This is a genomic window from Nocardia africana NBRC 100379, from assembly GCF_001612635.1.
Taxonomy (GTDB): domain Bacteria; phylum Actinomycetota; class Actinomycetes; order Mycobacteriales; family Mycobacteriaceae; genus Nocardia; species Nocardia africana.
The window spans coordinates 39,207-63,598 of sequence record NZ_BDAV01000006.1 but is presented as its reverse complement, the minus strand read 5'-3'; the positions used below and the strand labels follow the sequence as shown (position 1 = coordinate 63,598).

Below are 24,392 nucleotides of genomic sequence, written 5' to 3'. Positions count from 1 at the left end.
ATCGGTTACCTTCGGCATCCATGACCGACGCATCACCGGGTCCGGCCGGGCCGCGCGCCCTGCCGGAATCGACGCCGACCGCACCCGCCCGAGATCGCCGGCCACGACGCCTGGGCACGGTTCGCCAGGTGGTCGTCTCGGTGATGCTGGCGGCGATGACCGCCATGGTGCCGCTGGCCTTCGCGCCCGCCATGCCCGCCTCGGCGGCGGTGGCGAAGCCGGGCGTGGAGAATGCGCAGGCCCGCGCTGCGGTCACCGATCTGGTCGGCGATCATCCCTGGTCGGTGGCCGTGCCGGCCGATTTCGCGGCCGAGGCGGGCTACCGTCCGGTGGTCGAGGACGGGATACTGGTCGATCCCGACGGTGACTGCTCGTCGCCGATTCAGCTCCCGGCCGAGTTCACCGAGGCGTGCAAGGCACACGACCTGGGCTACGACATGCTGCGCTATGCCGAACAGCGGCAGCAGCCGCTGCAGCCGTGGGCGCGCCAGGCCATCGACGCCACCCTGCAGCGCCGCATGCACGCCGCCTGCGATACGCGCCCCGATACTGCCGCACGTGCCCGATGTGACGTCCTGGCTACGGTCGCCACCACGGGCGTCGACCTGAACTCCCGGCGGCAGAACTACGCCACGCCGGATCCGGAGTTCCTGTTCGGCACGCGACTGTCGGGCGAACGGCTCAGCGACCAGATACTGCACTTCGGTGGTCCCGCCGCGGTCGGAGCGGTCTCGGCGGCGATCGTCGGCATCGTGGCATGGCGGCGTCTGCGGCCGGCTCGGCTCGCGGCCACCGATGCCATCGCGGAAGCCGGGGCCGCCGGGTGACCACCGTGACAATGCCGAGCACAACCCCGCGGGCGAATTCGACGACGAAGCCTCGTCGGCACCGGCCTCTCCACGTGCGTCCGCGCATCGATACGGTCGTCGCCGTCACCATCGCCGTCGTGATCTCGCTGCTTCCGGCCGTGCTGCCGCGCACCTCCGTCTCCCAGGCCATCCTGACCGGTGTGCCGGTGGCACTAGCCATCGGAGTGTCCGGTCTGCTGCGCATCACGCTGCGACGCTGGCGTATCGATCTCGACGAACGCTTCGGCCGCCATCGCGTCCCGATCCTGCTGATCTGCGGCTTCGTGGTGACAGCGGTCGTCGTGCGCGCCGCCGCGTGGCAGAACGGCCTGCACGCGGCCATGGGGGAGGCCCCGGTCGGCGCGGCGTACTGGCTGCGCTGCGCGCTGGGTGCGGCGGTGGTCGTGGTGGTCCTGGTGGTGTCGGGGCGTGGAATGCGGTGGGGGATAAGGAAACTCCTGCGCGTCTGAAGTTACAGTGCTGTCGCGACCTTCCATGCCGAGTGGATCGCGCCCTCGATGTAATCGACCGAACCGGCATCACCTACGACATGCACCTCGGGGACCATACCCGCCAGCGCATCGGCCAGGGGTGCTTGCGCCGACACCCCCGAGGCCACCACGACCATGTCCGCCGCCGCGGTCGATATCTGTTCGCCGACGCGAAATTCGACGTGCCGCTCGGTGATTCGGAGTACGGTCGCGTGCCGGTGGATGGTGACGCCCGCCTCGCCCGCACGCCGGACGGCCGTCCACCGCCGCGGCATTGCCATCGGCACACCGAGCTGCCGACCTTCCTCGAGGAGCGTCACGGCGCGCCCGCGTTCGGCCAGGAATTCCGAAAGTTCCAGCCCGACAAGCGAACCGCCGATCACCACCACATTCTTGCCCATCGGCAGGAATCGGCGCGTCACCGACCGGATCGCGGCGGGACTCTTCGTGATCCCGGAAACCTTGCCCAGTCTCGCGACGGTACGCAGCAACGGTGGCACCCCGGGAGCGTCGCCGACACCGGTCATCAAGGCGCGCAACGTATCTCCGGTGTGCACGTGCGGCAGGTCGCTGCCGGGCACCGCCGGGCGCTCGCGCACCGCACCGGTGGCCACCACGACCACATCGGGATTCAGCGCCGTGATCGCCGGCACGGTCGCCTCGGTCTTCAATCGGATGTCGATGTCGAGTTGCTCGACCTGCACCTTCAGCCAGTTCAGCAGGCGCTCGTTGTCGGGCGTGGTGAGGCTGGAGAACCAGAGGGTGCCACCGAGGCGATCGGCCTTGTCCAGCACCGTGACTCGGTGTCCGCGCTCGGCGGCGAGACGGGCGACCTCGAGCCCGCCGGGGCCGGCTCCGGCCACGACGACATGTTTCGAGGTCGTGCTGCGAACCAGCGGAAGCAGTTTCTCGTTGCCGAGTGCGGGGTTCACCGCACACAGGGGTGTGTCGTCCCAGAAGTTCTCCTGAACGCACACATAGCAATTGATGCAGGGCCGGACGTTCTGCGGTGCCCCGGCACGCAGCTTGTTCACCAAGTCCGGGTCGGCGAGCAATTGCCGCCCCATCGCCGCGAAATCCGCCTTCCCCTCGGCGATGACCTTCTCGCCGACCTCCGGCAGCACCCGGCCGACAGTGATCACCGGAATCGAGACGGCCTTCTTCACCTCGCCCGCCAATTCCGTATACGCGCCGACATGGTCGGGGAGCGGCCCATCGGTGAAGTTGGAGAACGGATTACGTCCCCAGCCGGTGACATGGATCGCGTCGGCCCCGGCCGCTTCGAACAGCGCCGAAGCCTGCTTCGCCTCCTCGATGGTCAGCGCATCGTCGTCCTCACCGAATTCCCGCCCCGCGATCCGCACCAGAATCGCCAGCGAATCGCCGACCTCGGCCTTGACCGCGCGGATCACCTCGACCGCCAATCGCGCCCGATTCGCCAGCGAGCCGCCGTAGTCATCGGTCCGCTTGTTGTCCGCCCGGCTCAAGAAGCCGCCGAGGATGTATCCGTGCGCGCAGTGAATTTCGACGGCGTCGCCACCGGCTGCCTTCACCCGCCCGGCGGCCTCCGCGAAACACCGCACCACCCAGTCGATATCGTCCTGTGTGGCTTCGTGGTAGGTGGCCTGCTTGCCGCCTGTGACAGCGGCCAGCTTGTGCAGCTCTTCCGGAGTGTTGTCGGCCAGCGCCGACAGATCCGCGGAGCCGCTCGGCACCGACGGAACCAGCAGCGGCCGCCCGTGCACGGTATCGATCCGGGCGATCTTGCCGTGGTGCGTCATCTGCACACACAAGGTGCTCCCCGCGGCGTGAACGGCGTCCGCGAGCGCCCGCAGACCGGGAATGAACCGGTCCTCGGACAATCCGGGTTCCTTCGTGCTCGCACAGCCCACCGGGTAGGCCACAGCGCAGCACCCGGTGATGATCAACCCCGTCCCACCGGCCGCGCGAGCGACGAAATGATCGATATCGCCCTGCTCGATCTCCCCGTCTTCGCAGAGGTTCATATCCATCGCGGGCAGAACGACGCGGTTCGGGACGGTCATCGGGCCGATGGTCCCCGGAGCGAGCAAATGCGGAAAGGTCTGGTTGCGCGGCACGGGTCGAAGCTAGAACTCCCGGCCGCGCCCCGGGGCACATCTCCCGATCACCGAGACATCGACCGCTGTGCCGCCGCCGATGACCGCGCCGAACTAACGCGTATGCCACTCGCGCACGAGAGCGGCGACATTCTCCGCGAGGACCTCCGGAGTCCGATCGGTGTGAACCACAACCCCGTGTTCGCCGGCGTCCAGCGGCTCGAGCGTGCGCAACTGCGAATCGACAAGGGACACAGGCATGTAATGGCCGCGGCGGCGAGACATCCGGGCGACCAAGTCGTCGCGATCCGCGGTCAGATGCACGAAGAACACCTCGGGCACAGCGGCCCGCACGATATCGCGATAACTGCGCCTGAGCGCCGAGCACGCGATCACACCGCCGGTCCCCTCGGCCATCCGCTCGTGCAACCAGCCCCCGACCGCCGCGAGCCACGGCGCGCGATCCTCATCCGTCAACGCGATACCCGCGGACATCTTCGCGACATTGGCGGGCGAGTGCAGGTCGTCCGCATCCGCGAACGGCACACCGAGCCGGTCGGCAAGAAAACGGCCGACTGTCGATTTCCCGGTGCCGGAAACCCCCATCACGACCACACCGGGCGGGCACATGCGGGCGTTCACCCTGGCACGGTATCCGATACGGTCACCGCGCCCGCAACCGATCACGGGCGGATGCTCGTCAGGTCCTCCAACAGGCTGGGATGCGTCGGTTCCCAGCCGAGAACCTCGAGCGGCGAGCGCGGCGCTCGGGTGATGTGGGGGCGACGCCGGTCCGGCACGGCGAGACGACCAATCTGCCGGGCTGAAACCGCGCGGTCAGGCTTCGGGTAGTCGATCGCCGATGTCGCCCCTGCGTGCGGCGGCGGGCTCCCACCCGGGCGGGCCGAACAGATACCCGGCCCATTCGCGAAGTCGCCTGGTGGAGCGCAGGTCTCGCCACAACGCGCCGAACTCGTAGTACTGCAGCGTGAGGACGTTCGAGCTGTCGATGTTCTTCGTGAGTCCGTAGGTGGGCCGGAAGGTCTCGGCGCGGAAGGTGCCGAACATGCGGTCCCACAGGATCAGGATGCCGCCGTAATTGCGGTCCAGATACTCCCGATCGCTGGCATGGTGCACGCGGTGATGGGACGGCGTGTTGAAGACGAATTCGAACCAGCGGGGGAGCTTTCCGATGGTCTCGGTGTGCACCCAGAACTGGTAGACGAGGTTGAACGACCAGGCCGTGAAGATCATCCACGGCGGCACGCCCAACAGCGGCAGCGGCACCCACGCCAGGAGTTCGAACCACGGATTCCATTTCTGGCGCAGCGCGGTCGCGTAGTTGAAGTACCGGCTGTTGTGGTGCACCTGATGCGCCGCCCACACCACCCGGATTCGATGCGCGAGGCGGTGATAGGCGTACCAGAGCAGATCCACCGCGAGCATGACCCCCAGCCACGCCAGCGGATTGCGCGGATCGACCTGCCACGGCGCGTGCACGTACAACACGGCATAGCCGATGAGTGCGGCGAATTTCGCGGCACCGCTGACGAAGAGTGAGACGAAGCCCATGGTCAGGCTCGTCCGTGCGTCGGTCACGTCGTAGCCTGCGCGATCCTCGCCATGACCGCGCAGGGCGGCGATCTCCAGGACCATCGCGAGCACGAAGAACGGCACCGCGTAGGTCACCGGCTGGTTGATCTGTTCCCACAGGGTCATCGCAGGCACTCTCCGGAACGACTATATGACCCTACGGTCACTTCACTGAAAGTGACCGTAGGGTAAGTTCGGGCGCATGTCAACGGCCGCCGGACTCGGAACCAAGGGCATGCCCGCGCAGAACCGGCGCGAGGAAATCCTGATCGCCGCCATGCGGGAGTTCGCCGAACGCGGGTTCGCCGCCGTCTCGATGGTGTCCATCGCCGGCCGCGCGGGCATCTCCAAGGCTCTCGTCTATCAGCACTTCACCTCGAAGGAACAGCTCTACGCGGAGTGCCTGACCGCGCTGGCCGATCCGCTCCTGGAGCGCCTCGACGACGAAATGGACCCCGCCACAGCCCCTTTCGCGATGCCCGGCAACGCCCTGCGCGGCCTCTTCGACACCCTCGGCCCCGACCGCACCGCCTGGCGGATCATCCACGACCCGACCGCACCGGCGACCGGTGCGGTGGCCGATCTGGTGCACGGCTACCGCACCCGGATCGCCGCACACGCCGACTCGGGCGTGCGCCGCTTCCTCGACGCCCTGGGCGACACCGACGAACGCGATATCGAAGCGCTCGCCGGCATCTGGACCGCCGCGGTCGACGCGGTAATGGCCTGGGCCCGAGCGCATCCCGAAGAATCGTCCGCCGACCTGACCGCCCGCTTCACCCGTTTGATCGACATCGTCTTCTCGATCGGAGCAAGACGCTGAATCGGCTCGCGTAGCACCACTGAACGCGAGTTCGCCCAGTACGCGCATCCTGGTCTCAGCAGGGGAACCGAAACAGGGAGGATCGGATGACGGCAATGGATCCGGACCCGACGGGCGCGGCCTCGCATGTGGACCCGGAGATTCGCTCGGCGGCGATTCCGCCGCGGTATCGCATGCGCGACCTCTGGATCGTCCGCCACGGTGAAAGCCGAGCCAATGCCGCGTTCAGCGCCGGTGCCGACGAACCCTTCCCCGGCAGCGACTGCGACGTGGAGCTGTCGTCCACCGGGTACGAGCAAGCCGCTGGGCTCGGGCGGTGGCTGGCCGGTCTGCCCCCGGAGCGAGCGCCACAGCTGGTGGTGTGCTCACCGTATCTGCGCGCGCGGCAGACCTGGGCGGCGATGGCACGCACTGCCGACGGCATCACCGCAGGTGCCGGCGCCGTACCCACCGTGACCGACGAACGCTGCCGTGACCGCGAGATGGGAGTCTTCGAACTGTATCCGCCGCAAGCCATTCGACGCCGAGCGCCGCAGGAGTTCGAGCGCCGCGCCCGCCTCGGAGAATGGTTCTACCGCCCGCCGGGTGGGGAGTCGCCGGCCGATGTCGCGCTGCGAATGCGCGACCTGCTCACCGAACTCGACCGAACCACCGCCGAGAAAATTCTGATCGTCGCCCACGACGCGGTCGTCGTCACCGCCGCGCACGTCCTGGCCGGTGTGGGCGCGAGGCCGCCGGCCGATATGCCGCCCGTGCCGAACGCCTCGATCACGCACTGGCACAACACCGAACATCATCTGTGGCTCGCCGCGTGGGGTATCACGACACATGCCCACGATGCGATGCCGGGGGCTTCCGCCGAGTGAGCGGCGCGACCTCGTTCAGGTGAACAACCGGGCACGCGCGGCCGTCAGAGCCACCTTCGCCGCAGCGTCCGCGGTGCCGTCGTCCACCCGCTCCCCGGTGATCAGCACGCGGAAATAGATCGGCGCCACCAGCGTTTTGATCATCTCCACCGGATCGGTGCCTTCCGGCAGCTCCCCGCGAGCGACCGCACGCGTCACCACCGGCAGCGCTTGCCGAATCCGATCGCGAAAGACGTGCCGTGCGGAGTTCGGGGGAGCGGGCAGACCCGCCGCGGTGGACACCAGCACCGCCAGAACGGCCCGGCCGGAGGCGCTGGTGGCCCAGGCGACGAGGCTGCGCGCGAGTGCGCGGAGATCCTCGTCGACCGAACCGGTGTCGGGGATGGGGATTTCCGTCGCGACACTGTCGGCCAGCGCCTCGGCGATCAGGCTGTCGCGGTCGGGCCAGCGCCGATAGACGGTGGTCTTGTGCACTCCGGTGCGCTGGGCGACGTTGTCGATCGTGAACGCGGCGTATCCACGTTCGCTCAGCTCGTCGACGGTGGCGGCGAGCACGGCGGCGCGGACCTTCGGTCCACGTCCCAGAGGCGCGGACGAACTCATTGCAACTCCTAGTTGCGATATCGCGGACGGGCGGGCATGCTGACGATATCGCAACTCGATGTTGCGATATTCCGATGGGAGTCTCGATGCTGTCGAAGTCCGTCCGGGGAGCCGCACTGCTGTTCCCCGGTTTGCTGGCCGGAGCGTTCGGCTACGGCGCCGTCAACGTGGTGTACGCGTTTCGCGAAGTGCCCCTTGATGTTCGATTCACGTTTCACGTCGCGCTCATGCGAGTCAACGGCCCGGTCATGCAATCGCTGATGGGGCTGGCGGTACTCGGTACCTTGGTGCTCGCGGTGCGCTCGCGGGGAGGGCAGCGTCGGATCGCCGCGAGCGCCACGGTGCTGGTGTCGGTTTCCTTCCTGGTGACGCGGTTCGGGAATGTGCCGATCAACCAGCAGATCAAACGATGGGCGGTGAGCGCCCCGCCCGCGAATTACGCAGAGATCCTGCGCCGCTGGGAGCTGTTCCATTTCACCCGAACCGGTTGCGCCGTAGCCGCATTCGTTCTGGTGATCGTCGCGGTGGTCGGTTTCACCGCAACCGATGACGGCATCCGCAAGGTCAAGGAAAGACCGCACCGGTCGTCCGCGCGACGCACTATTCGCAATCGCCTCGTCGTCATCGCACATCGCCTCGGCCTGCCGTTCGGCCCGATCCATCTGCTCACCGTTGCGGGTCGTTCGACGGGAATTCCCCGGACCACTCCCATCGCCCCGATACAACTCGACGGTGTCCGGTACCTCGTGCAGGCATATCCCGACGCCGAGTGGGTCGACAATGCCCGCGCCGCCGGGCGCGGTGTGCTCACTCGCGGGCGCACGTCCCGGATAGTCGATCTGATCGAGGTGCCCGAATCGCAGCGCCGGCCCGTGCTACGCGCGTTTCCTGTGCAAAATTCCAGGGGCGCACAAGCATTCGTCAGAAATGGTCTGGTCGAATCCGGCTCGCCGGACAGCTTCGCCGACGCGGCGAGTCGCTGTGCCGTCTTTCGGATCGAACCGGTCTCCTGACGCCGAGTGCCGTCGCCGGTGCTATATATCGAGAGGGACAATTGATTCGCATATCGTTCGCGCCGGTCACCGGGCAAGCCTGGGGAATTCTCGCCGACGGCGCCGTCAAGATACTGCTCGCCGCCGTCTACCTCGTCGGTGCCGAATCGCCGAGTTCTCGGCTCGTTGTCCCTTCCTGGCTGATGATCGCCTGCGTCGCAGCCCTTCTCATCGCGGGCGGAAGCGAATTCGCCTACCTGCGCAGCCGCCCGATGGGCACGTATATGCGGCTCATGATCGGCTACGACACCGGCTGGCGATCACCACCGGCGTCGCTGCGCTACTGGCGTGGCAGGGCAACCGAACAGCCGGCCAGCTCTGGATCGGTTACCAGACACTCGCGCCCTTCGCCTTCGCCGGGCTGCTGATCGCGGGCCGCGATTCCGCGTCGAAATGAACGGGGGCCGACCGTCGTCTCGGCGATCGGCTCTTTCGACCACGTCTGCTCGGCGTCTCCGGTGCAGCCGGCGGACGCGAACGGTCCACTGCCTTTCTGCATCGTGCCGAGTCCGCCGATGGGGGCCTCGACCATGGCAGCATCGCGGCTGTTTCCTGCGCGACGGTGAAGTCGCCTGCCGGAATCGAAAACCGACCGGTAGCCCGATCCGGCCGGTCCGCATGAATCAGCGGATAATCGACGCTGTAGGTAATTGATTGTCTTACAACGCTTTCGACTCGGGTAAGGTACTGTGCCTCTGGCGCCGTGTTCGGTGGAGGCGCCGGTTCGCTCGGATAATCGTTGTCTTACAGTGGAATCGAGATACGTGCGTGAATCACAAGCTCTGGTTGCTCGGTCGTTCTGTCACCGTCGGGACCCGGATGCTGGGAGAGAAGATTCGCGGACCCAGATTGCGCTCCCTCGACGACGTACCGATCTCCGGTGACAAGCTCACTCCCGAGTGGCTGACCGCGGTTCTGTGCCGCGAGGTGCCCGGTGCCGAGGTGTCGGGCTTCGAGACCTCCAACGGCAGTAGCGGCACCTCGACGAGGGTGGCCATCCGGGTCGAATACAACGATGTGGGGACCCGGGCGCAGTTGCCGACCCGATTGTTCGCCAAGACCACCACCAGTTTCAGCCAGCGGATCCTGCTGGGCGGCGGGAAGATGATCGACGGTGAAACCCGGTTCTTCCGCGACTTCCGCCCCGCCGTCGACATCGAGGCGCCGATCGGATACTGGGGCGCGTCCGACCCGGCCTCGTGGCGCTCGATCGCCCTGATGGAGGACATCGCGGCAACCCGCGGCGCCGTCTTCAGCGAGCCCACCGCCTCGATCACCCGCGAGCAAGCCGAGGATCTGGTCCGCAATCTCGCCCGCCTGCACGGCACCTTCTGGGAATCCGAGGCGATCGAGGTCCTCAACACCCCGGCGTACATGCTCGACGTGTACCTGTCCGCGATCGATATGAAGAAGCGATGCGAAGTGGGCCTCCGCCGCGCGGCGGAGGTCGTTCCGCCCGCCCTGCACGGCAGCAGCGAACGGCTGTGGGCCGGCGTCGAGCGGGCGGTGACCATCGCGACCGAGGAGATTCCGCCGACCCTGCTGCACGGCGATCCCCACATCGGGCAGACCTACCGCACGAGCGCCGGCCGGATGGGTTTCGTGGACTGGCAGGTCGTGATGCGGGGCGGCTGGGCCCACGATTTCGCCTACACCGTCAATTCCGGATGCGAACCGGAGGACCGCCGAGCATGGGACAGGGACCTGCTCGCGGCGTACCTGGACGAACTGGGGGAGGCCGGCGGTAAGCCCCCGGCCTTCGACGATGCCTGGTTGCTCTACCGGCAGCAGTCGATGTTCGCCTACGCCGCATGGGCTTTCACCATCGGGCGCGCGAGTTACCAGCCGAAGATGCAGTCGAACGAAACCTGTTTGACCCTGTTACGGCGAATCACCACCGCCATCGACGACAACGATTCCCTGGGCGCCCTCGGCGTCTGACGCACCAACGCTTTACCACGAATGATCATCGTGCTGCCGATGATCGTCCCGGCCAGGGTCGTCCGGGTGCGACCAGCGCAGCCTTCGACGCGCGCGACATTCCCTCATGCAGTTCGACACGGCGCGCGATACGACAACTGGAGTGGTTGATGACTACGTCACAGTTCCCGGCCCGCCCGACGATGTGTCCCGTTGCCCACGGCTCGCCGACGAGTTCCGACGGGCCGCGAGTCCCGCTGTTCACCCCCGATTTCTCCGACGACCCGCATCGGGTCTACCGCGACATGCGCAGCAAATACGGCTCGCTCGCGCCCGTCGAACTGGCGCCGGGCGTGCCCGCGACGCTCGTGATCGGCTATCGCACCGCGGTACGAATTCTCAACGACCCCGAACACTTCCCCGCGGACCCGCGCGTCTGGCAGCAGACGGTGCCCGCGGACTGCCCGATCCTTCCGCTGCTGGAATGGCGCCCGATGGCCAGCCGAAGCTCCGGTCCCGATTTCCACCGGTACCGCGAGGCCATCACCGCCGGGATCGACGCCGTCGATCTGCACTCGCTGCGCGCGGCGGTCGAGAAGGCCACGCTTCCCCTGATCAACAGCTTCTGTCAGGACGGCCAGGCGGAACTGATCACCCAGTACATCTATCCACTCGCGTTCGAGCTCGTCAACGTCATGCTCGGATGCCCGCCGGAGATCGGCGCGCAGGTCGCGGCCGGTACCGCCAAGCTGCTCGAAGGCGTCGACGCCGAACAGGGCAACCGCATCCTCGGCGAGGCGCTGATGAACCTCGTACGCCTCAAACGAGCCACGCCGGGCAACGACATCACCTCGGTCCTGCAGCAACATCCGGCCGCCCTCGACGACACCGAGGTGTCCCACCACGTCTCCCAGATCTATGGCACCGGAATCGAATTCGAGCTGAACCTGATCGCCAACACCTTGCTGTTGGTCCTCACCGACAACCGTTTCGGTGGCAGCGTGCTCGGCGGAAACCTCTCCTCCCGCGACGCGGTGGACGAGGTGTTGTTCAACGACCCGCCGCTGGCGAACCTCCTGATCACCTACCCGCGCCAGCCCATGCTGATCGACGACGTCTGGCTCCCCGCCAATCAGCCGGTGGTGATCAGCATGGCCGCCTGCAACAACGATCCCGTGATTCGCAGCGACGATATGACGGGCAACCGCTCCCACCTGGCGTGGGGCATCGGCCCGCACGCGTGCCCCGCCCAGTCGATCGCGTATCTGATCGCCCAGGAAGCGATCGACCAACTCCTCGACGCCCTGCCCGAAATCGAGCTCGCAACCGACGCCCCGAGCTGGCGGCCCGGTCCCTTCCACCGAGCATTGACGGCCTTGCCGGTGACCTTCCCCCGCACCGAGCCGCTGAATTTGAACAACAAGCCGGCAATGCCGGGGTGAGACGGGGCTGTTCAGCCCCGGCGGTTACTTGCGATGGCGCCCGGTGTATTCCTCGGTCGACGGAGAATTCTGAGCACCGTGGGCGCCGTCGCCGCTCTGGACGTCGGATCGATCACCGGCGTTCTTGCCGATTCGGCGCGGTTTGGCGATGCGCCGGATGCCGGCGGCCGGGGCGCCCTCACCGGCTCGCTTCCGCCGCAATTCGTCGAGGTCGACGACGCTGGCGTCCTGGCCGGCAGGTCCCCCGTGAACCGATGCGGGAACTTCGTCGGCCACCATCGAGCCGGTATCGGCCACCGCGGGGCCATGCCACGCGGCACCCGAATCCACCGGCCACGCCCCGGTCTCCCGCTGCAACTCCGACCGCATGACGGGCCTGGTCGGTGCCGGATCGGGGCCGCGACCGCCCTCCGAACGCCAGGTCTTGCGGGGAGGCTTGGCAGCGTCGTCCGCCACCCGCCGGGGACGTCGCGGCAGCTGGACAACCTTCGGCGCGGATCGCGATTCCGGTACTTCCTGATCAGACATCGAATTACCGGGCGACGTGCGCCGCTGTCCCAGTCGCGGCGCCGGTCGGGTCGCCGAGTCGATGTCCACTCGTGTGGCTGATGGTGGTGCTCACATCCCCATTGTCGCAGAGCGCCGCGAGCGGGAGTGAGGTTGGTGCGGCCGGGCGCGTGTCCTTGTGGACGAGGTATCGCGGACGCAGTCTGCGCAAGGTGGACTCCACGGGGCGATGGACGGAGAGTCCGAGTTATCCGACGCAGTACGCAGGGGGAGCCGGACTCCAGCTGCCCATGCAGCCCGCGCCGATGTACGCGAGCAGATCGATCACGGTCGAACCGGTGTGCAGGACGACGGACTCGTTCCCAGCTACCTGGTCAGTATTGCTGTACTCCAACGGGATTCCGGTCCCAGCGGCGGCGATGCCGGCCGGGGCGATACCGAGGGCGGCGACTGTCACGGCGAGGACGGCAAGTCGTTTCATGGGGGTTCCTCTCGAACAACTGCAACAGGTTCCAGCGTTCGAGCCAGCATAGTGTGAAGTGATCGTGTTTCGGAAGGGATCGGCGTACTTCTCGTGCGTCCGCGCCGCAGTTGGCCGCCGGCTCGACCAATTGGTCGCTACCCCGGATGTTCACCGCTGCGGGCGTCCATGCGGAATCTGAACCATCGAGGGTGAGGCTAGGGAGTTGTCACAAATGTGGTCGAACCTCAGCGCGCCAACCTGCTCGGCGATACATTCGAATGGAAGTAATTCAATGTTGTTGCGGGGCGGGAGAATTCGTTGCATCGCATTCGTATGTCCGGACCGGTATGCCGGGCGGTAACAGTCATGTCTGCCATATTCGCGCTGGCGATGCCGAGCGCGGTCGCCGCGGCCGAGCCGGCTTCAGGGGAGTCGGACGCTTCGCCCACGGCCTGCTCGCCGGCCGCCACCTCGGAGACACGCACCATCAACGACCAGCCGTACCTCCTCCGCGTACCCAGCGGCCTGACCAGTGCCGCACCGCTACTGATAGCTCTTCACGGCGGCGGGAGCAATCCCACTACGTATGAAAACCAATCCGGCTGGACACCATTCGCCGCGCAGCACAAGTTCATCGTCGCCTACCCCCTGGGTGGCAAGAAAGACGTACCCGCACCCAACCGCAGCTGGTACTTCGAAAACGGCAACAGAACGGACGTGGACTTCCTCCCGAAGGTCATCGCCGATATCGAGGGCTACCGCTGCGTAGACACCAAGCGGGTCTACATGACCGGCCACTCCAACGGCGGGCAAATGACCTCCCGCATGGCTTGCGCGGCCTCAGCGCAACTGGGCGCGGCGGCGATGTACGCCGGCGGCTCGCACGGCGGATGCGAGGACGGCGTCCCGATCCGCAAACTGTCCTTCGGATTCTTCACCGCCGACAACGACTTCACCCAGGCCCCGGTCTACGCGGCGCACCTCCAATGGCGCGGCACCATCGGCTGCAGCAACGACGCCGCCACCGAAACCGGCCCCGAAGTGGCGGAAGGATACCGATATTCCTGCGACCAGGGCGCAAACGTCGTATGGCGCAAATACAAAGCCGGCAGCCATGATTGGCCGAGCGGCGACCGAGGCGCCGATGTGCGGAATCGGATGTGGCAGCTGTTCCAGAGTCATCCGCTGCCGTGACGGGTGGGCTCCTGTGGACGGTTTACGTTGCGATACAAAGGAATCCAGCAACGCGAACGCTGGCAGTCTCCAGCGAGGCCTCCTGACCGTCAATCGTTGATATTGTCCGATCCGGGGTTGTCCTTCAGAACTGCTGGGGCCTATCAGATCTGGTCGAGAGTAGACAGCCGGTCAGCCGGTGTAAGGCGGATAGCCCCACTCCTCGGCGGTCAGGTCGGGATCGTCGTGCCAGGGGTCACCGTACTTCTCGTACGGATTTCCGAGCGATTCGAGCTTCTTCTTTCCTGATTCGGTAATTTCCGCCCGGAAAACCTCGCTCGACCCGATCTCGGCCTCAGGAATTTCCAGGTAGCCGGGAACATTGTTGAAGCCATCCGCGATACGTCGGATCCCTTCCGCTGTCGACACATTCCACGGTTCCCATGACTTGCCCCCTCCTGGAAAAGCGCCCAGTCGAATATAGCCCGCTTCGGTAAAGTCCCTGATGACATCCAAAACGAACTCTCGGCTGTAGCGCTCGGGGTGGAAGCGCCGCACCGCCTTCTCGAACTCTGCGACTGGTGCCCAGTCGTCCGAGATCCCGAAGAGCAGAAAGTGTTCCATTACAGGGCTCATGACTTAGTTCTCCACCCGGCCAGGCGTTCCGGAGTACTGTTGTTGCACACCAGCGGGTTTCACTCCCTCTCAGAAATCCTGTCTCGTCGACACCAGCACACCGTCCGCATCGCCAGCGGCTACGTCTGGTTGGACCGACATGTGGGCGGAGATCTCGTCGGTTACCAGGTCGCGCAGGCACTCTGCGTCGATGTCGGAGACTTCGACCGTGGATGGTGTGCTCTGCATAGAAGATCCCCCAATCAATACGAATGCTTATGTCGCACAGGCGAGGAACGCAGACTCGCCGAACACGCGAGAGGTGGAAGCCTATCGAGAATTCGACCGCCGAGGGGCGGTTCGACCAGCGGGGCCCGGTTGCCGACCTACGCTTACCGACCGGGAACGCAGCCCGCCGGTACCTGATAGGCGTTGTAGCCGAGGGCGGCGCCGGTGCCGGCGCCGAGGGCCATGCCGAGCGGAACAGTAAGGGGCGCAGCGAGTCCCAGCGTTACCGCGCTCGAACCGGCTCCCGCCGCCGCACCTGCCAGCAGGCCGAACGCGAGACCGAGACCCATCGATTGGTTGCGCTCCAAGATCGCCAGGGGCTCGGGCTGCCCCGGTAGGTAAGTGCAGCCTGCCGCAACGGGTTCGATGGCCGCGGGCCGCGTCGCCGTGTTCCGTTCCGCTGTGTCGGAGTATGCAGTTGCGGTGGAGACGCCCACCACGGTTCCGCCGATGTGGTCGGCATGCGCCGGCGTAGCGGCGATGGCTGTGGCGCCGGTGACGATGGCGGCCAGAGCTGTGCTGGATGCGATCTTCTTGATATTCATCGGTCCTGCTTTCCGATCCAAATCGTTTGGCACGAGCCAACATTCGGGTCAAAGAGTGTCGGCGGACATCCGGGCGATCCGCGCGCTGTCATTCGTTGTATAACGTAGATTGAAATGAAAACATTGTCAACGCATTTGCGGAAGGTAGGCTCTGACAGGGCCGTCGAGTTCACATCAGCCGGATGGTCGGCGCTCGTGGGGGATCACGCCTATGTAGGCCAGGCGTTCTGCATGCCGGGCCGCCGAACCTACCCGGCCCCGAGGAGTGCCGAGGCCTGCCCGCTCCACGTCACGACCAGCTCGTCCCGAGCCCGGCTCGCCGCCACATAGAGCAGTGACCGCTCCCGCAGTTCCGCCTCCGCCCGTTCTTCTTCCGGGACGGTCCGCATGGCCGCCTGCGACGGGACATGGGCGTCGTCCACCCCGGCGAGGATGACCCGCGAGAACTCCATGCCTTTCGACCTGTGCATGGTCAGTACCTGGACGTGCCCAGTCGTCGCCGGATTGTCGTCGAGTGCGCGGGCTTCGATCCCTCGTTCGCCGAGGGCCCGAACGAACTGTGTGCGCTCGTTCTGGCCGCGGGTTAGGACCGCGATCGTTTCGGGTTCGGCTCCTTCGTCGAGCCACTGTCGGACAATCCGTGCCACATAGTCCAATTCATCTGCGAGGGAGGCACATTGGTGGCGATCGGGGTCGGGTCCTAGGCGGGCCGAGCGGTAGCCGAGCGTGGACTCTTCGCCTTCTTCCAGGTCGTGATAGTCGGCGCCGGAGAGGATTCCGACCGCGAACTTCAGATTCTGCGCGGTGGTCCGGTAGTTCAAGGTGAGCCGACGCGAGCGGCCGACGATCTTGATTCCCATGCGCCCCAAGACGACCGGCTGCCCGTAGATACGCTGATGCGAGTCTTCGGCGATGAACAGATCGTTGCGCCCCTCCGACACGAGTGCGCGCAGCAGAGCCCAGTGAGTGGCATGAAGATCCTGGGCTTCGTCCACGAGCACGTGGTCGGCTACGAAAGATCGGCCCGCCGATTGTTCGAAAGTCAGGTGTTCGGCAGCGATAGCCAGGATTTCCGGGAAGCTGAGGCTGCCGTCGGTGCGGCTGTGCCGGCGGAACGCTTCGATCAGTTTCCAGACCGCGATGCGCTGTGCCCGGCTCAGCCGTACGCCGCGCCCGGCCCGCGCAACCCGGAGGTACTGTTCCGGTGTCGTGACCTTGTTGGCCAAAACAACTGAGACGTACTCGTTTTCGAGGAAAGCCGGCGTGGCGAGCCGCTGATCGAGACCACTGCCGCCGGAATGGACGATCTCGCGCCAGACGCGGTCCTGGACCGTGCGTTTCGAGGCGACATCGACGGGCCCGCCGAAGATCGCCGTGGTGGCCGCGGTCAGATCGCCCGCTCGATTCACGATGTCGTTGGCGAGCTTGTCGATACCTGCGACATAGATCCCCGGATCGCCGGGACGTTGTGCGATGGTGACGCCGGGATCGAGGATCCGCAGATCCGCCTCGAGCCCCTTGGCGAGCGTTTTGTTGAACGTGGTCAGGATGATTCGCGCCTGCGGGTCGTTCTTCCACAGCCGATGCGCGCGATGGATCGCGACGACGGTCTTACCCGTGCCCGCGCCGCCGGAGAGCCGAAACGCACCGTTGAAATCCTTCTCCACGTAGGTGCGCTGTTCGGGATGCAGGAACGTGCGCCACGCGGCGAAATCGCCGCCCTCGATAACCCGGCGAAGTTCTTCGGTGTCGTCGATGTAGGTGAACTGCATCCGTGACGCGGGCCGATCGAGCGCGGCGACGATCCGACTGTCCTCATCCAACGTCTCGTCCGCGGAAACGTCGGTGAACGAGTACTTTTCACGAATGTTGTCGATGGAGGTGCCGCAGGCGAGGTCGAGCAGCGCATCCGCCTGCCATCCGTCGACGGCGGCCGCGATCTCGTTGATCGCGTAATCATCGGACGCCATCAACGCCCGCTCGGCGAGGGCGGGATCCAGTCCCAGCCGGTCGACGAGGTCGGTCATGGTGAACCCGGCATCAGCGAGGTAGGAGGGTTTGTCCGCTGCGGCGGCACCGCGAGCTTCGGAACGGGGGAACGGGGAACGCCTTTCGACGGCACCGTCGATCTCCCCGATGATCCCCTCGACCGTGCCGTTGATCTTGTTGACCCGCAATGTGGACTGCTCGGCGAGCTTGTTTGCCTCGTCGTGCTTCCAGGTCCCCATGTAGACGTAGGTGGTGTCCCCACCCTCGGGATCGAGGCGGAACAGGATAGCCCGATAGTTCAGATCGACCCGCCCGGTCCGGACCCGCGTATCGCGGGCTCCCTTGATGGGCTCGATATGCAATCCCGGTGTGGCGTCGTCGTTTTGGAGCTTCTCGAGAAAGTCGTACACCTTGCGCTTGACGGAGCCATCGAGCTTACCCATGGCCTTGGTCTTGGTCGCCATGACGATATACGGCATCACTTCACCCCGTTCGTGTTCAGCGTCGCAACGATTTGCCCGGGGTCGGGCGGGCAGACGGTCCAACCGTCCTCCGCCATCAGCCGCGCGGTTTCGGATTCGGTGTCGAAGAACATCACGACCCGCTGCTGCGGCCACGCGATGTCCAAGACATAACCGGCATCGTTCTCGCCGCCGATGACCGGCAGCGGTGTCTGTGCGGCGGCGAGAGCGAGCACCAACTCCTTCTCGGCGGGGGAGAACGCCTCGCCGTAGACCTGCTGCCACTGTGGCGACAACGCCGATGCGGTGAGCGCCGGCTGCTCCTTCGGAATCTGCACGTCGGTGGCGAGCAGACTCCGTGTGGTGATGGTGTGGTTGTCGCACAGCCCGAACCAATTCGACAGTCGCAGCCATTCTTTCCACGCCTGTCCGTCGAGCGTTTCGAGCTTCTCGTCGCGATCATCGAGGGCGAGCACGGCGTGCATCGTCTTGGTATCGGTCCGCAGGGCGGCGGTAACGGCAAGGGGCCCATCGGCATAGGACCAGCACGCGTAGTTCCCGTCCGGCACCGACGGCGTCCGACCGTCCAGCAGATCGAGGGCCCACGGCACCACGGCGGTCAGATCGCCCGGGGTTCTGTTCTTGCCCATGAACATCATCGGCAGCCAGTGCCCGACGGCTTCCCACGCCTCCAAGTCGGGGTCCTGCATGAACTCCAGCAGCTGGGTGATCGGGTCCGCGGTGATCAAATTGAGTAGCGCGGGCCGTAGGTTGCCCTGCTGCATCGTGGCCTTGGCCATTCTCTGCGAATACCACGACGGAGTTGCCGGCGTGCCCTCTTCGAATCGCACCACATCGTCGTAGCCGAACGACCACACGATGTGGTTGGCGGTCCGCAGGTTTTCCCGTTTCAACGCATCGTCGGCGACGCGATTGTTGCCGGGCATGGCGTGATATCGGCGTCCGTCGGTGAAGATGGCGATGATCGGAACGCTCGAATCGAATGTGCTGAGTTCGTAGTCAGGAAGACTGTTCTCCATCCGCACCTGAGGTTTCAGTTTCCAGGTGCGAATCACCTTGCCCGGCATCGTGATCGTCGCCGTGGGGCTGTAGGTGCCGGGCGTCTCCTTGATCGTCGCGCCCATATTCCGCAGCCGCTCGAGGAAGGCGGCGTAGAACCTGCCCTCGAGCGCTGACTCGTCGCTCTCGACCCGCCGCCGCGGCTGCTGGGTGGTGAGCACGTTCTCCCAATCACTCCATACCGGTTCCGATTCCTGCTCGACACCGAGCAGCTCATCGAGAATCCGTGCGGCGGTTTTGCGCGACACGTGGTCGAGTTCGTGGGGTGCGGCGAAGGGCAGCAGGCATTTGTGGCAGGCGAGGCGCTGTTGCTCCGCGCATTCACAGGTGTGAACGACCTCTCGCGCTGCCCTCAGTACCGACCACACCTTCGCGGCGTCGGCGAATTCGGCGAGATATCCGGTGCCACCCGGCACGGTGTCATGGATCAGTAGGGCCTGCTGACTGGGCGCATGCAAGGCATCGGGGATGATCGCGACATCCAGATGTTCCGGCGACCCACCGATAACCTCCCGAAGACCCAGAAGGATCGCGGTCTTGAGGCTCGGGTAGGTGAACGAGTCGTACTTGAGCCAACTGGGGACGTGCAGCAGTACAGCTTGGGTGTTCAGGGTGCGAGCGAGCGCGATCTCGCGCACGTGCTTCTCATCGGTCGCGTTGCGGAATTTGCACCAGCTCCGATGTTCGTGGGTGCGGTTGTGGCCGGCGATGCGATCGAGTTGGCCGCAGCCCGAGCACACCCGGAACAATGCGCTGGTGGTTTCCTGACCGGCGATTTCGCGCTTACCGCCTTGGGAGGTTCGCTTTCCCATGTTCAGCCAGCGAATGTCGATGCGCTGCAAGTATTCCGCGCCGAAATCACGATCGGTGACGAACCAGCGCTGCGCCACATCGTCGGGATTGATATCGGCGGCCGTGATGACATTGAACGATTCGCGTTTGCGATCGTCGCGGGCATCGTTGATGGACGCTTCGTCCCGGCGAACCTCCGCCGAAACCCGCGACATCTCGACGACCTGGAGCTGCTGGCTCACATCGGCGATGTCAGGCGTGTTGCAGCGCGGGCAGTGCGCCGGTGGCGGGCCGGCGTCGGCGCCATGGGAAATGCCGGCCCACCCACATCGCGGGCACATCCGCCAGGTATGGATATTCGCTTCACCAGGGCCGAGGTCGACCGCGTCGATCTGTACCGCCAGGCCCTGCGCGTAAAACGTTGCGCCCGGTGCCAATTCGGTCAGCGCGACTCGAGAGCCGCGCTCATAGCTGTGAGTGTCTCCGGCGTACTGATTGGTGTCGGGATCGATCCAGGTGATTCCGACATCCAGAGTTACCGAATCGTCGAGCAGTGTGTAATTGGGCAGGACGCCGTAGCGTTCCAGAACACCGACCCAATGCTCGGTGGTCAGATCCTTGATGTGCCGGCCGAGCAACCTCAAAGTCCCTCTTGCCGTGCGTAGTTCACGCCGGTCGTCGTCCGTGGCCGCGGGCGAGGCGGCACGCTTTTCGAATTCGGGTATTGCCGCGTCGACGGCCTTGCGCCGGTTGGTCAGTTCGGTGACGTCGCGATTCCAGCGATGAACCACTTCCCGCAGATGTGACACCAATCCGCTGGGCGCACCGTCTGTCTCGCTGGTCGCCCAGGTGCGCAAGGTGTCTTGCGCGCGAGTGTCGAGCAGACCCTCGAACTGGGCTAGGAAGCTGTCGAGCAGTTGCTTCGATTCGGTGTCGGCGAGGGCGAGAAGCCTTGCCATCCAACTACCTTCGTCGAAGGTGCCCACCACTGTCCGGGCCTCGATGGGGTCTTCCGCGCCCGGTTCGCGCGCGATTTTGTCGATGATATGCGCGACGTACTGGCGTTGCAGGATCTCCTCGGCCGTCAGGAACGTGGCTGGTGGGCGCACCTCTCCCTGGATCACGGAGGTGGGGTCGTACAGCTTCGGCAGGTGCTCGCCCCGTCCGCGCACGAAGGCGAGCACCAGCGAGTTGCCGGTGAGACGTCCGGCGCGGCCGACGCGCTGCAGATACGAGGACACGGTGCGCGGCATCGACCCGAGCATCACCGTGGACAGATCACCGATATCGATGCCCATCTCGAGCGTCGGGGTCGCGACGAGCACATTGGGAGCGGTGGGATCGGAGACCGCCTGTTTGAACTTCGTTTCGTATTCCAGCCGCACATCGGTGGGCAGCAGGGACGTGTGCTCGCGAGCGACGACGCGTTTCATCTCCGAGTCGTCATAGAGCTTGCGGTAGAAGTTCTTACCGCGCGGTGTGCGGTGCAGGGTTCCGGGGCATCGGTCGAGCAGGCAGCATGCGCCGTCGAGTTGGGCTGTGACCGTGGCGGTTCCGGGGTTCGGCGTCTGACACACATCGCAGGTGAGCAGGTTTTCTCCCGCCTCGAGATCTTCCAGCTCGGTGGCGCCGACGAGGACCGACGCCGAACCCAGTTGGTAGACGGTGAGATCCTTCTCGCTCGTTGTCGTGGTGAGGATCCGCTGCTCGGCCAGCGCCGCGAACAATGCCCGGGCCGCGAAACCTCCTTCGAAGGCCGAGACGCCCAGGCATTTACTGGCCCAGCGCGCATACCAGGAGGCGGGAGAGGTTATCGCGTCGAACCCTTCGGGGATCGTCCGGGAGCCGAGGGCCGGAAAAGCGGGCGCCGGACGGCCTTTCGGAAATGCGGGCATCCCTTCGTGTTTGGGCCGTCCGCCCCACACCCACCGCCGGTTCGCATCCTTGACGATGTATTTGTCGAGCCAGGGATGGGCGAGCGCACCCTGCGTGCGCATGCGCTCGACGGTCCCGCGTACCCACCGGGTCACCGCGGCGGGATCGATCTCGGCGAAGGTCAGCTGGTGCTCGGTATTGCCGAGTGCGAGCATGCCCAACTGAAGCACTCGTTCCGGTGCTCCCAGATCTACTTCCGCGACAACACTTCCGGTGAGCTCCAAGGTGCGTCCCAGCCGCGACTGCAAACCGAACTCGAGGTTGATATCGAACTGCAGTCGCTTCCGCACCAAGCGCAGTGCCTTGGTCCGTGCGGCCGATGCGGCGCTGTCGTCCCAGAATGCCCGGAACTCGTCGCGCTCGACGATATCCGGCGCCAGCAGGTGATACCGCCGCATGACATCGGACTGCGCCCGGTCGATCACCGCGTCGCACAGATCCGTCAGCGGCACCAGCCCCGTGTCGGAGGAGGTTGTGCCGAGGGCATTTCGGAGCGTTGATCGAAGACTGAGGGTATGTGAGCGTGCCTGTACGAACCCGGCACGGTGGGCCGCGTCCTGCACGCTGTCGGTGAACATCAGCGCCTTCTTCTCGGCGGCGTCGAGCCCGGCATCGCCGAACATGCTCGACAGCGCGACCGAGAGTTGAGTGGCCACCGCGCTGCCGAGAAAGCGGATTCCGTCCGCGGACCGGCAGGCCGGGCACATATCCTTCTGCGAGTTGTCCTCGGCATCCGGGCCGGTGAGAATCAGGATCGGCAGTACCCGCCCGTCCAGAACGTCGGGGCCTTCGGGATCCGGTGTGTCGTCGGTGATTTCGCGTTCGTCGACATGCAGCCACCGCAGGCCTTCGACATCCTTGCCGAGTTGCGCCTCGACCGGTGCGGAGATCAGCGCGCGGAAGCGCTGACCTCCCGCTGCATGTTGGCGGCGGATATCCTCGTCGGTGACATCGAGGGTCATACCGGTCGGCGCCAGCCGCGCGCCCCATCCGGAACGTCCGCAGTGCCGGCAGTACACGGCCGGCAGATAGGTGGTCCCGGGCGCATCGACGGCGCCGTCGTCGGCCCAGTGAAAGACGGTGGCGGCGGCAAGGTTTCGGTCGATGCGCGACAGTTCCCGAACCCACAGGTGGACATCGACGTTCAGCGCACTGCGCCCGATTCCGGCGCGCAGATGCGACAACGCCGCGAACAGATAGTCGAGATAGCGTTGCCGGCGAGCGATATCGCGCGGTTGCTCGCGGGTGCTTGTGGTGGTCTCCAGGACGGTGTCGGCCAGCTCGGCCAGCGAGACGGCACTCAGGCTCTTGCGGAGCAAGCTCCGGAAGAGATCGTGGCTTTTCAACAGGTCGAGGAGTTCGGTATCGCCGAGCTTGCGCAGATCCGAGGCGCGCTCGCCGAGCCCGCCCTCGAGACCCACCCGTTCGAACAATGTCGCCAGAATCAGTGCGGTCGCCGCGGTATTGTTCGGCGCGGCGTTGACCCGGTCCTCCAGATCGCGCAGATTCGCCTCGTCCAAAGCCGGATAGCGGATCGGGCGATACAGATGGTCGAGAGCGGGACTGCGGTCGGCGAGCCATTCGTCCGGCGTCAGCCTGGTCTCTCCGACCACGGCGTCGGCGGCGAAAACCTCCCCGAAAACCGTGTGCGCGAAATCCAGCATCGCGGTCGGCGCCTTCTCGGAGCCGAGCGTCGCCGATGTCGCGACCGGGGTAATCCGCCCCAGTGGACGTGCGCGGTCCGCGTCGGTGACCGCGGAGTCCGCGGTCCAATACGACTTGATGGTCAAACCGAGGCGCCGCAGCAGCATGGCCACATCGGTGCCCTGGGCACCGTCGTAGGTGTGGAATTCGTCGAGCACCACGTATTGCAGAGATTCCGCCGACTGCCGCCACATCGGCGCCCGATCCGGGCGCAGCAGCATGTGGTCGAGCATCTTGTAGTTCGTGAGCAGGATGTCCGGTGGCGAATCGTGCATGATCCGGCGGTCGGTGATCAGTCCGTCCGCCGAAACCAGTGTTCGGGAACTCGACGACGCCTCGCCGGTGTAGAGCCCGGCCGTCACCCCCGAGAGCTCCGGATTCTTGATGATCAGCTCGGCCAGACGCCGCTCCTGGTCATTGGCCAGCGCGTTCATCGGATAGATGATCAGCGCCTTCATCCCCGCCACGCCGGCCTTCTTCGCCCGCAGCACGTGGTCGAGGATCGGAATCAGGAACGATTCGGTCTTACCCGAACCCGTGCCGGTGGTGACCAGAGTCGGCTGCGGCCGAGACTGAAACTTCGTCGACAGCCGCTCGAACGCCTTGGCCTGGTGCCCGTAGGGCACCCACCCTGGCGGCAGCCAGTCCAGATGCATCCCCCAGTTGCCCGTGGCCTGCGCGAACGGCAGTCGCAACCGCACATAGGGCCCTTTGAACATCCCATCCCGCGGATGATCGATGAAGTCGACCAGCGCACCCTTGGTGTCGGCATCGGTCAGAGCGAAAGTAGTGGCGAGGTAGTCGGTCAATCCCTCCCGCAGCCGACTGGCCTGCAGTGTGGGGAGTAGTGCCCCCATGATCGACTCCCCTTCGCTGTTTGGTCGCTGTGTACGTTTGCTGTGACTGGGATTCGCCGGTATCCACGCCACGAATAGCTTTGCGGGTCAATCCTATTCGGTGCACCGCCGGGCGGTCGCCCGAACAGGCGTAGACCAGTCTGCAAACACATCGTCCGGCGCGCGGATTTGGTTACGTGTGCTCACGAAAGGCGGGCACAGTGTTCGCCCGCGAGGTGGCCGACGACCTACACCATGCCGGACGTGCCTAGGGTGAGCTTGACGATG

Annotated in this window: 20 protein-coding genes; 8 read left to right on the top strand and 12 right to left on the bottom strand. The window is 65.7% G+C overall.

Annotation, left to right across the window (positions count from 1 at the left end):
* Positions 1–20 precede the first annotated feature (20 nt).
* Both NA3_RS08350 and NA3_RS08345 read left to right on the top strand, forming a co-directional pair.
* The gene (locus NA3_RS08350) at positions 21–827 is read left to right on the top strand and encodes a hypothetical protein (protein WP_062963012.1); all 807 of its coding nucleotides are present in this window, start codon (positions 21–23) and stop codon (positions 825–827) included.
* Positions 828–901: 74 nt separating this feature from the next.
* Positions 902–1,318, top strand: a complete 417-nt coding sequence (locus tag NA3_RS08345) for an alpha/beta-hydrolase N-terminal domain-containing protein (protein WP_062963011.1) — start codon at positions 902–904, stop codon at positions 1,316–1,318.
* Between the two features lie 2 nt (positions 1,319–1,320).
* Here the strand turns inward: NA3_RS08345 and NA3_RS08340 are convergent, their stop codons facing one another.
* The 3 genes from NA3_RS08340 to NA3_RS08330 all read right to left on the bottom strand — a co-directional run bounded on the left by NA3_RS08340 (position 1,321) and on the right by NA3_RS08330 (position 5,136).
* Positions 1,321–3,438, bottom strand: a complete 2,118-nt coding sequence (locus tag NA3_RS08340) for an oxidoreductase (protein ID WP_128145155.1) — start codon at positions 3,436–3,438, stop codon at positions 1,321–1,323.
* Between the two features lie 93 nt (positions 3,439–3,531).
* On the bottom strand, positions 3,532–4,047 hold the full coding sequence (locus tag NA3_RS08335) for a gluconokinase (RefSeq protein WP_062963010.1): 516 nt from the start codon (positions 4,045–4,047) through the stop codon (positions 3,532–3,534).
* A 207-nt stretch (positions 4,048–4,254) separates the two neighbouring features.
* Complete coding sequence (locus NA3_RS08330; RefSeq protein WP_062963009.1) at positions 4,255–5,136, bottom strand: sterol desaturase family protein; 882 nt, start codon at positions 5,134–5,136, stop codon at positions 4,255–4,257.
* 76 nt (positions 5,137–5,212) lie between these two features.
* Between NA3_RS08330 and NA3_RS08325 the strand changes: the two genes are divergently transcribed.
* Complete coding sequence (locus NA3_RS08325) at positions 5,213–5,833, top strand: TetR/AcrR family transcriptional regulator (protein ID WP_062963008.1); 621 nt, start codon at positions 5,213–5,215, stop codon at positions 5,831–5,833.
* 86 nt (positions 5,834–5,919) lie between these two features.
* Complete coding sequence (locus NA3_RS08320) at positions 5,920–6,699, top strand: histidine phosphatase family protein (protein ID WP_227995315.1); 780 nt, start codon at positions 5,920–5,922, stop codon at positions 6,697–6,699.
* A gap of 15 nt (positions 6,700–6,714) precedes the next feature.
* On the opposite strand, the gene NA3_RS08315 is transcribed toward NA3_RS08320, so the two are convergent.
* Complete coding sequence (locus tag NA3_RS08315) at positions 6,715–7,302, bottom strand: TetR/AcrR family transcriptional regulator (protein ID WP_062963007.1); 588 nt, start codon at positions 7,300–7,302, stop codon at positions 6,715–6,717.
* Between the two features lie 86 nt (positions 7,303–7,388).
* Between NA3_RS08315 and NA3_RS38480 the strand changes: the two genes are divergently transcribed.
* Positions 7,389–8,315, top strand: a complete 927-nt coding sequence (locus NA3_RS38480) for an anthrone oxygenase family protein (protein ID WP_227995314.1) — start codon at positions 7,389–7,391, stop codon at positions 8,313–8,315.
* A 319-nt stretch (positions 8,316–8,634) separates the two neighbouring features.
* Here NA3_RS38480 and NA3_RS36755 read toward each other — a convergent pair whose 3' ends face one another.
* Entirely contained in the window at positions 8,635–8,886 is a 252-nt protein-coding gene (locus NA3_RS36755; protein ID WP_157126541.1) for a hypothetical protein, read from the bottom strand.
* A 236-nt stretch (positions 8,887–9,122) separates the two neighbouring features.
* Here NA3_RS36755 and NA3_RS08300 point away from each other — a divergent pair, with 236 nt between their 5' ends.
* A complete protein-coding gene (locus tag NA3_RS08300; protein WP_062963006.1) occupies positions 9,123–10,295 on the top strand; it encodes an aminoglycoside phosphotransferase family protein in 1,173 nt (390 codons plus the stop codon).
* Between the two features lie 149 nt (positions 10,296–10,444).
* Positions 10,445–11,716 carry a cytochrome P450 family protein gene (locus tag NA3_RS08295; protein ID WP_062963005.1) on the top strand — a complete coding sequence of 424 codons (1,272 nt, stop codon included), beginning with the start codon at positions 10,445–10,447 and terminating at the stop codon, positions 11,714–11,716.
* Positions 11,717–11,740: 24 nt separating this feature from the next.
* Here the strand turns inward: NA3_RS08295 and NA3_RS08290 are convergent, their stop codons facing one another.
* The gene (locus NA3_RS08290) at positions 11,741–12,244 is read right to left on the bottom strand and encodes a hypothetical protein (RefSeq protein WP_128145156.1); all 504 of its coding nucleotides are present in this window, start codon (positions 12,242–12,244) and stop codon (positions 11,741–11,743) included.
* Positions 12,245–12,470: 226 nt separating this feature from the next.
* On the bottom strand, positions 12,471–12,704 hold the full coding sequence (locus NA3_RS08285) for a hypothetical protein (RefSeq protein WP_062963003.1): 234 nt from the start codon (positions 12,702–12,704) through the stop codon (positions 12,471–12,473).
* Positions 12,705–13,019: 315 nt separating this feature from the next.
* Here NA3_RS08285 and NA3_RS08280 point away from each other — a divergent pair, with 315 nt between their 5' ends.
* Positions 13,020–13,880 carry a CE1 family esterase gene (locus NA3_RS08280; RefSeq protein ID WP_084491392.1) on the top strand — a complete coding sequence of 287 codons (861 nt, stop codon included), beginning with the start codon at positions 13,020–13,022 and terminating at the stop codon, positions 13,878–13,880.
* 171 nt (positions 13,881–14,051) lie between these two features.
* On the opposite strand, the gene NA3_RS08275 is transcribed toward NA3_RS08280, so the two are convergent.
* From NA3_RS08275 to NA3_RS08260, 5 genes are all read right to left on the bottom strand, one after another.
* The gene (locus NA3_RS08275; protein WP_062963001.1) at positions 14,052–14,483 is read right to left on the bottom strand and encodes a hypothetical protein; all 432 of its coding nucleotides are present in this window, start codon (positions 14,481–14,483) and stop codon (positions 14,052–14,054) included.
* An 81-nt stretch (positions 14,484–14,564) separates the two neighbouring features.
* Positions 14,565–14,723, bottom strand: coding sequence for a hypothetical protein (locus tag NA3_RS36750; RefSeq protein WP_157126540.1), 159 nt, complete (start codon positions 14,721–14,723; stop codon positions 14,565–14,567).
* 143 nt (positions 14,724–14,866) lie between these two features.
* Entirely contained in the window at positions 14,867–15,307 is a 441-nt protein-coding gene (locus NA3_RS38130) for a hypothetical protein (RefSeq protein ID WP_062963000.1), read from the bottom strand.
* A gap of 248 nt (positions 15,308–15,555) precedes the next feature.
* Complete coding sequence (locus tag NA3_RS08265) at positions 15,556–17,775, bottom strand: 3'-5' exonuclease (protein ID WP_062962999.1); 2,220 nt, start codon at positions 17,773–17,775, stop codon at positions 15,556–15,558.
* Positions 17,775–24,125: a DEAD/DEAH box helicase gene (locus tag NA3_RS08260; RefSeq protein ID WP_062962998.1), complete on the bottom strand. Its 6,351-nt coding sequence runs from the start codon at positions 24,123–24,125 to the stop codon at positions 17,775–17,777. The genes NA3_RS08265 and NA3_RS08260 overlap by 1 nt, the downstream gene beginning before the upstream one ends.
* Between the last annotated feature and the right edge of the window lie 267 nt (positions 24,126–24,392).